General features: G+C 69.8%; 9 protein-coding genes. 7 read left to right on the top strand and 2 right to left on the bottom strand.

What is annotated here, in order from left to right:
* Nucleotides 1-816: murein biosynthesis integral membrane protein MurJ (gene murJ, locus BGO22_RS01450; protein ID WP_286848459.1), on the bottom strand; the 816-nt coding region annotated here is incomplete at its 3' end.
* 120 nt (nt 817-936) lie between these two features.
* Between murJ and rpsT the strand changes: the two genes are divergently transcribed.
* Nucleotides 937-1,233, top strand: coding sequence for a 30S ribosomal protein S20 (rpsT, locus tag BGO22_RS01445; RefSeq protein ID WP_070397575.1), 297 nt, complete (start codon nt 937-939; stop codon nt 1,231-1,233).
* Nucleotides 1,234-1,343: 110 nt separating this feature from the next.
* Here the strand turns inward: rpsT and BGO22_RS01440 are convergent, their stop codons facing one another.
* On the bottom strand, nt 1,344-1,664 hold the full coding sequence (locus tag BGO22_RS01440) for a DUF3579 domain-containing protein (RefSeq protein WP_070397574.1): 321 nt from the start codon (nt 1,662-1,664) through the stop codon (nt 1,344-1,346).
* A gap of 271 nt (nt 1,665-1,935) precedes the next feature.
* Between BGO22_RS01440 and BGO22_RS01435 the strand changes: the two genes are divergently transcribed.
* From BGO22_RS01435 to kynA, 6 genes are all read left to right on the top strand, one after another.
* Entirely contained in the window at nt 1,936-3,135 is a 1,200-nt protein-coding gene (locus BGO22_RS01435; RefSeq protein WP_070397573.1) for an aspartate aminotransferase family protein, read from the top strand.
* Nucleotides 3,136-3,143: 8 nt separating this feature from the next.
* Nucleotides 3,144-4,097, top strand: coding sequence for an ornithine carbamoyltransferase (gene argF, locus BGO22_RS01430; protein WP_070397572.1), 954 nt, complete (start codon nt 3,144-3,146; stop codon nt 4,095-4,097).
* A 111-nt stretch (nt 4,098-4,208) separates the two neighbouring features.
* Nucleotides 4,209-4,523 (top strand): YkgJ family cysteine cluster protein, encoded by a 315-nt coding sequence (locus BGO22_RS01425; RefSeq protein WP_070397571.1) that lies wholly within the window; start codon nt 4,209-4,211, stop codon nt 4,521-4,523.
* 94 nt (nt 4,524-4,617) lie between these two features.
* The gene (kynB, locus tag BGO22_RS01420) at nt 4,618-5,244 is read left to right on the top strand and encodes an arylformamidase (protein ID WP_070397570.1); all 627 of its coding nucleotides are present in this window, start codon (nt 4,618-4,620) and stop codon (nt 5,242-5,244) included.
* A gap of 44 nt (nt 5,245-5,288) precedes the next feature.
* Nucleotides 5,289-6,653, top strand: a complete 1,365-nt coding sequence (gene kynU, locus BGO22_RS01415; protein ID WP_070397569.1) for a kynureninase — start codon at nt 5,289-5,291, stop codon at nt 6,651-6,653.
* A gap of 21 nt (nt 6,654-6,674) precedes the next feature.
* Nucleotides 6,675-7,526 carry a tryptophan 2,3-dioxygenase gene (gene kynA, locus BGO22_RS01410; RefSeq protein ID WP_175442782.1) on the top strand — a complete coding sequence of 284 codons (852 nt, stop codon included), beginning with the start codon at nt 6,675-6,677 and terminating at the stop codon, nt 7,524-7,526.
* Nucleotides 7,527-7,566 lie beyond the last annotated feature (40 nt).

Genomic DNA, 7,566 nt, shown 5'->3' with positions numbered 1-7,566 from the left:
GCTGCCCACGGCCAGGTGCGAGGCGATCTGGGTGTTGATCAGCAGCGACAGCTGGGCCACGCTCACGCCCAGCAGCGCCGGCAGCATGAGCGTGAGCACCCGGCGCGTGCCCGGGTGGTTCCAGGCGGCCTTGACCGCGCCCCAGCCCAGCCCCACCCGCGGCCACAGGCCCAGGCGGTGCAGCGCGGGCACCTGCGCGCCCAGCTGCAGCGCTCCGCCCAGCAGCACGCCGCCGGCCATGGCGTAGATGGGCGGCAGGCCCAGGCGCTCGAACCAGGGGGCGCCGAACCAGGCGGCGGCGATCATGGCCAGGTTGAGCAGCACCGGCGTGGCCGCTGGCACCGCAAAGCGCTTCCAGGTGTTCAGGATGCCGGCCGCCAGCGCCACGAAGGACATGAAGCCGATGTAGGGGAACATCCAGCGCGTCATGACCACGGCGGCGTCGAAGCCCTCGGGCGACTGCTTGAGCCCGGCCGCCATGGCGTAGACCAGCACCGGCGCGGCCAGCACGCCCAGCACGCAGGTGGCCAGCAGCACCCAGGCCAGCACGGTGGCGATCTGGTCGACCAGGCGGCGGGTGGCCTCGTCGCCCTCCTGGGCGCGGGTGCCGGCCAGCACCGGCACGAAGGCCTGGCTGAAAGCGCCCTCGGCGAACAGCCGCCGCAGCAGGTTGGGGATGCGGAAGGCCACGTTGAAGGCGTCCGTCATGGCGCTGGCGCCAAAGGTGGCCGCCATGAGCAGCTCGCGCACCAGGCCTGTGATGCGCGAGGCCAGGGTCAGCAGGGAGACGAGGGAGGCGGACTTGAACAGCGACACGGCGCAGAGTGTAAGCGGCCCCTAACCGGCAGCCGACGGGTGTGTCTGGGACGGCCAGGGGCACCGGGCTATAATCGCGGGCTTTGCTGGCAACATCCACAAACACCTAAGGAATACACCATGGCCACCAAGCCGAAGAAAAAGAACCCCCGCCTGGCGTCGGGCCGCAAGCGCGCGCGCCAGGACGTCAAGCTCAACGCCGCCAACAGCTCGCTGCGCTCGAAGTACCGCACCGCGGTGAAGAACGTCGAGAAGGCCGTCGTCGCCGGCGACAAGGCCAAGGCCACCGAGCTGTTCGCCAAGATGCAGGCCGTTGTCGACACCATCGCCGACAAGGGTATCTTCCACAAGAACAAGGCCGCTCGCGACAAGAGCCGCCTGTCCGCGAAGGTCAAGGGCCTGGCCGCCGCGGCCTGAGCCTCACCACCAGCCGCCCGGGCCCCTCGGGGCCTGCCGTTTGAATCGGGTGCGCTGCCAGCAAAGCAAAAAAGCCGTCGTCAGACGGCTTTTTTGTTGCCCGCTCGTTGTCAGGCCTTGGGTGGGGGCTCGGGGAGCAGGCAGGCCTCGGCCACCTGCAGGTCGTTGTCGCGCGCGAAGTTGAGGCAGAAATCCCAGGCCATGGGCTCGGCCTCGCGCAGTTCGCCATTCACCACCACGCACTTGATGCCGTTGACGACGGTGGGCACACACCAGGGGGAATAGCTCAGGTGGCTGCCCGGTTGCACGCCGCCGGGGCGAAAGCCGCTCATGACGCCGGCGAGGCGTTCGGCCCAATCGCTCGGGCGAAAGGTGCGTCCATCGCGGGTGATGCCCTGGATGAACACTTGCTTGGGCGTGGGTGCTGCCATCGGGTGGAGGGTACGCCTCGGATGGAGGGCTCGTGCGGGAATCGGGCCTTCGCGGCGACCGGGATCGCCGGCCGGGAGGGCAGCCAAGAATTATATCTTATATAAGACTTGTGGCACCCCGGCGACCCCCGGCAGGGCATGGCACCGATGCCCAGGCGTCATCGATCCCGTGCAAAACGTGTGCCTACAATCGCGCTTCAACGGCTCCCCTCCTGCCCCGCAGGCGTTGAGCCGATTTCTTTTTTCTGGCCCGCCCTCGGAGAGTCCCCGCATGAACGCCGCGCTGAAACCCGTCGCCTCGCCCCACGTGATGAACACCTACGGCCGCCTGCCGATCGCGCTGTCGCACGGCCGAGGCTGCCGCGTGTGGGACACGAACGGCAAGGAATACCTCGACGGACTCGCCGGCATCGCCGTCAACACCCTGGGGCACGCCCACCCCAAGCTGGTGCCCGCGCTGCAGGACCAGATCGCCAAGCTGATCCACAGCAGCAACTACTACCACGTGCCCGACCAGGAACGCCTGGCGCAGATGCTGGTGGAGCGCTCCGGCCTCACCAACGTGTTCTTCTGCAGCACCGGCCTGGAAGCCAACGAGGCCGCGCTCAAGCTGGCGCGCAAGTACGGCCACGACAAGGGCATCGAGCGCCCCGAGATCGTGGTCTACGAGAAGGCCTTCCACGGCCGCTCCATCGCCACGCTGTCGGCCACCGGCAACCCCAAGGTGCAGGCCGGCTTCGGCCCGCTGGTCGAAGGCTTTGTGCGCGTGCCCGCGAACGACATCGAGGCGCTGAAGAAGGCCACCGCGAACAACCCCAACGTGGTCGCCGTGTTCTTCGAGACCATCCAGGGCGAAGGCGGCATCAACCCGATGCGCGCCCAGTACCTGAAGGATGTGCGCGCCCTGTGCGACGAGCGCGACTGGCTGCTCATGATCGACGAGGTGCAGTGCGGCATGGGCCGCACCGGCAAGTGGTTCGCCCACCAGTGGGCCGGCATCGTGCCCGACGTGATGCCCCTGGCCAAGGGCCTGGGCTCGGGCGTGACCATCGGCGCCGTCGTGGCCGGCCCGAAGGCGGCCAACATCTTCCAGCCGGGCAACCACGGCACCACCTTCGGCGGCAACCCCCTGTCCATGCGCGCGGGCGTCGAGACCATCCGCATCATGGAAGAGGAAGGCCTGCTGGCCAACGCGGAGCGCGTGGGCGCGCACCTGCGCGCCGCCCTGGAAAAGGGCCTGGCCGGCGAGGCCGGCGTGAAGGACATCCGCGGCCAGGGCCTGATGCTGGGCATCGAGCTGGCCAAGCCCTGCGGCGCCATCCTGCAGCGCGCGGCCGACGCCGGCCTGCTGCTGTCGGTGACGGCCGACAGCGTGATCCGACTGGTGCCGCCGCTGATCCTCAGCACGGCCGAGGCCGATGAAATCGCCGCCATCCTGGTGCCGCTGGTCAAGGCCTTCCTGGCGGAGTGAGCGCGCCCATGTCGACCACCATCCGCCACTACCTGCAGTTCAAGGACCTGGGCGCCGAGGAATACGCGCACCTTTTCGAGCGCGCGGCCTTCATCAAGCGCAAGTTCAAGGCGGTCGAGAAGTACCAGCCCTTCGCTGACCCCGACCGCACCCTGGCCCTGATCTTCGAGAAGGCGAGCACGCGCACGCGCGTGAGCTTCGAGGCCGGCATGTACCAGATGGGCGGCTCGGTGGTGCACCTGACCACCGGCGACAGCCAGCTCGGCCGCGCCGAGCCCATCGAGGACAGCGCGCGCGTCATCAGCCGCATGGTCGACCTGGTGATGATCCGCACCTTCGAGCAGGCCAAGATCGAGCGCTTCGCCGCGCATTCGCGCGTGCCGGTCATCAACGGCCTGACCAACGAGTTCCACCCCTGCCAGATCCTGGCCGACCTGTTCACCCTGGTGGAGTACCGCCCCGCGCCGAGCGGCAAGCCCCTGGACGCGATCCGCGGCAAGGTGGTGGCCTGGGTGGGCGACGGCAACAACATGGCCAACACCTGGCTGCAGGCGGCCGAGCTGCTGGGCTTCACCGTGCACGTGAGCACGCCCGGCGGCTACGAGGTCGACCCTGTGCTCGCCGGCATCAGCAACCGCGGCTGCTACAAGGTGTTCAAGGACCCGCGCGAGGCCTGCCGCGGCGCCGACCTGGTGACCACCGACGTCTGGACCAGCATGGGCTTCGAGGCCGAGAACGAGGTACGCCGCCAGGCCTTCGCCCAGTGGTGCGTGGACGAGGCCATGATGAAGCTCGCCAAGCCCGACGCGCTCTTCATGCACTGCCTGCCCGCGCACCGCGGCGAGGAGGTCGCCGCCGAGGTGATCGACGGCCCGCAGAGCGTGGTCTGGGACGAGGCCGAGAACCGCATGCACGCGCAGAAGGCCCTGATGGAGTACCTGCTGCTGGGCCGCAGGAACTGAACCACCCCCGCCGCGCTTCGCGCGACCCCCTCCAGGGGGCGGCATCTGCGGCCCGGCAAAACCGGTTCCGCGATGCCCTGGACCCAGTCACTTCGCCCGACAAACACCGGTATGTCCCACTGCGTATCTTGCGGCGCCTGCTGCGCGTGCTTTCGCGTGGACTTCTCGGTCCACGAGATGGAGGACATGGGCGGCAGCGTGCCCAGCGGCCTGGCGGTGGAGCTCACCGCCAGCACCATGCGCCTGCGCGGCACCGACCATTCGCCGCCGCGCTGCGCGGCGCTGACCGGCCGGGTGGGCCAGAAAGCCAGCTGCGGCATCTACGAATGGCGGCCCTCGCCCTGCCGCGAGTTCGAGGAAGGCAGCGAGGCCTGCACCCGCGCCCGCGCCCGGCACCAGTTGCCGCCACTCGACGGCGCGGCGTGAACACCGCCCCGAAACTTCAGACCTGAAGTTTTCCGTCAGCTGTTGGCAATAACCGACACCACGGGTATTTTTGCGGTGCTACCTTCGCCGCGCCATGAAAACGCTCTGGGACATTTCCCCTCCTGTTCACGCGGGCGCACCGGTGTTTCCCGGTGACACCGCGTACGCGCAGCAGTGGGTCGCCCGCATCGGCCCCGGCTGCCCGGTGAACGTCAGCGCGATCACGCTTTCCCCCCACGTGGGCGCGCACGCCGACGCACCGCTGCACTACGACCCGCACGGCGCGCCCATCGGCGAGGTGCCGCTGGACGCCTTCATCGGCCCCTGCCGCGTGATCCACGCGATCGGTGCCGGCCCGCTGATCCGGCCCGAACACCTCGCGCACGCGCTGACGGACCCGCCGCCGCGCGTGCTCGTGCGCGCCTATGCCCGCATGCCGCAGGACGCCTTCGACCAGGACCTGCCCGCCTTCGCGCCCGAGACCGTGGAGCAACTCGCCGGCCTCGGCGTGGTGCTCATCGGCATCGACAGCGCCAGCATCGACCCGGCGAGCAGCAAGACGCTGGACAGCCACCAGGTGATCCGCCGCCGCGGCCTGCGCGTGCTGGAAAACCTGCTGCTCGACGGCGTGCCCGAAGGCGACTACGAACTCATTGCCCTGCCCCTGAAGCTCAGCACCGCCGACGCCTCCCCCGTGCGCGCGGTGCTGCGATCGCTCTGACCCCGATCCGTCCGGCCCGAGCCCCCGAAGGCCTTTCCACCACCATGACCACCACCCGACAAGACTGCCGCGCGCTCGACGCGAACGACCCGCTGCGCGCGCTGCGCGATCTCTTCGACATCCCCGCGGACACGATCTACCTCGACGGCAACTCGCTCGGCGCCATGCCGCGCTCGGCGCCCGCGCGCGTGGCCGAGGTGGTCACCACCGAATGGGGCCGCGACCTGATCCGCAGCTGGAACAGCGCCGGCTGGTTCGAGATGCCGCGCAAGGTGGGCGACCAGATCGCGCGCCTGATCGGCGCCGCGCCGGGCACCACCATCGCCACCGACAGCACCAGCGTCAACCTGTTCAAGGCGCTCAGCGCCGCGCTGCGCATCAGCGCCGAGACCCGCCCCGGCCGCTGGCGCATCGTCAGTGAACGCAGCAACTTCCCCACCGACCTCTACATCGCCGAGGCCCTGTGCAAGGACAAAGGCTGGGAGCTGGTGCTGGTGGAGCCGCAAGAAATCGCCGAGGCCCTGAAGGACGACAGGCTGGCGATCCTGATGCTCACGCACGTGAACTACCGCACCGGCGCCATGCACGACATGGCCGCCATCACCCAGGCCGCGCACGCCGCCGGCGCCCTGGTGGTCTGGGACCTGGCGCACAGCGCCGGCGCGGTGCCCGTGGACCTGACCGGCGCCGACGCCGACTTCGCCGTGGGCTGCGGCTACAAGTACCTCAACGGCGGCCCCGGTGCACCGGCCTTCGTCTGGGTGAACCCCAAGCACGCCGAGCGCTGCTGGCAGCCGCTGGCCGGCTGGTGGGGCCACGACAAGCCCTTCGCCTTCACGCCCGACTACCAGCCGGCGCCCGGCATCGTGCGCTACCAGTGCGGCACCCAGCCCATGATCAGCCTGGCCGCCCTCGAGTGCGGCGTGGCCACCGTGCTGGCGGCCGAACCCCTGGGCGGCATGGCGGCGCTGCGGCGCAAGTCGCTGGCGCTCACCGACCTGTTCATCGCGCTGGTGGAAGAACGCTGCGCGGGCCACGGCCTGTCGCTGGTCACGCCGCGCGAGCACGCGCGGCGCGGCTCGCAGGTCTGCCTCTCGATCACCGTGAGCCCCCACGCTCCACCGCTTCACGGGTCGCTGCCCCCCGAGGGGGCGCCCACCGGCTTGGGGCGGCCCGGCGCCGGTGGCGAAGGCGCCTACGCCATCGTCCAGGCCCTGATCGCGCGCGGCGTGATCGGCGACTACCGCGCGGGCGACGGCGCGGGCCACCCCGACATCCTGCGCTTCGGCTTCACGCCGCTGTACCTGGGCTTCGAGGACGTGTGGAACGCCGTCGAACACCTGCGCCAGGTGCTGGAAAGCGGCGAGTGGCAGCGGCCCGAGTTCAATCGCCAGCACGCGGTGACCTGAATGCCTTGCCCGCACGACCCCATGAACGACAGCACCCAACGCCCCGAGGACGTGGTGCGCGAGGAGCGCGCCCAGCTCGACTTCAGCCACGACATGAGCTACGGCGACTACCTGCAGCTCGACGCCGTGCTCAACGCGCAGAAGCCGCTGTCGCCCGCGCACGACGAGATGCTCTTCATCGTGCAGCACCAGACCAGCGAGCTGTGGATGAAGCTCATGCTGCACGAGCTGCACGCGGCCATCGCCCACATCGCGCGCGACGAACTGCCGCCGGCCTTCAAGATGCTCGCGCGCGTCAGCCGCATCATGGAACAGCTGGTGCACGCCTGGGACGTGCTGGCCACCATGACGCCGCCCGAGTACAGCGCGCTGCGGCCCTACCTGGCGCGCTCCAGCGGCTTCCAGAGCCACCAGTACCGCTGCATCGAGTTCGCCATGGGCAACAAGAACGCCGCCATGCTGCAGCCCCACGCCCACCACCCGCAGCGACTGGCGACGGTGCGCGCCGCCTACGAAGCGCCCTCGCTCTACGACGAATGCCTGCGCCTGCTCGCGCGGCGCGGCCTGCCAGTGCCGCAAAGCCACCTGCAGCGCGACTGGACCCAGCCCTACGAGGCCAGCGACGCCGTGGAACAGGCCTGGCTGATCGTCTACCGCGACCCCAAGGCCCACTGGGACCTGTACCAGCTCGGCGAAGAGCTCACCGACCTGGAGGACACCTTCCGGCTCTGGCGCTTCCGCCACGTCACCACGGTGGAACGCGTGATCGGCTTCAAGCGCGGCACCGGCGGCACCGGCGGCGTGAGCTACCTGCGCAAGATGCTCGACGTGGTGCTGTTCCCCGAGATCTGGCGCCTGCGCACCGACCTCTGAGGCCGCTCAGAGCGGCCCGCGCAGGCTGTCCACGGGGTTG

It is taken from the genome of Hydrogenophaga sp. 70-12 (assembly GCF_001897365.1).
Taxonomy (GTDB): Bacteria; Pseudomonadota; Gammaproteobacteria; order Burkholderiales; family Burkholderiaceae_C; genus Hydrogenophaga; species Hydrogenophaga borbori.
Note: the sequence above shows the minus strand (reverse complement) of the source record. Positions and strands in the feature narration are given on the sequence as shown.

Excerpts from the sequence above, each read along its gene's own strand:
- BGO22_RS01425 (WP_070397571.1), top strand. The coding sequence starts at position 4,209 with ATGTCCCACTGCGTATCTTGCGGCGCCTGCTGCGCGTGCTTTCGCGTG.
- rpsT (WP_070397575.1), top strand. The coding sequence starts at position 937 with ATGGCCACCAAGCCGAAGAAAAAGAACCCCCGCCTGGCGTCGGGCCGC.
- kynA (WP_175442782.1), top strand. The coding sequence starts at position 6,675 with ATGAACGACAGCACCCAACGCCCCGAGGACGTGGTGCGCGAGGAGCGC.
- BGO22_RS01435 (WP_070397573.1), top strand. The coding sequence starts at position 1,936 with ATGAACGCCGCGCTGAAACCCGTCGCCTCGCCCCACGTGATGAACACC.
- kynU (WP_070397569.1), top strand. The coding sequence starts at position 5,289 with ATGACCACCACCCGACAAGACTGCCGCGCGCTCGACGCGAACGACCCG.
- kynB (WP_070397570.1), top strand. The coding sequence starts at position 4,618 with ATGAAAACGCTCTGGGACATTTCCCCTCCTGTTCACGCGGGCGCACCG.
- argF (WP_070397572.1), top strand. The coding sequence starts at position 3,144 with ATGTCGACCACCATCCGCCACTACCTGCAGTTCAAGGACCTGGGCGCC.
- BGO22_RS01440 (WP_070397574.1), bottom strand. The coding sequence starts at position 1,664 with ATGGCAGCACCCACGCCCAAGCAAGTGTTCATCCAGGGCATCACCCGC.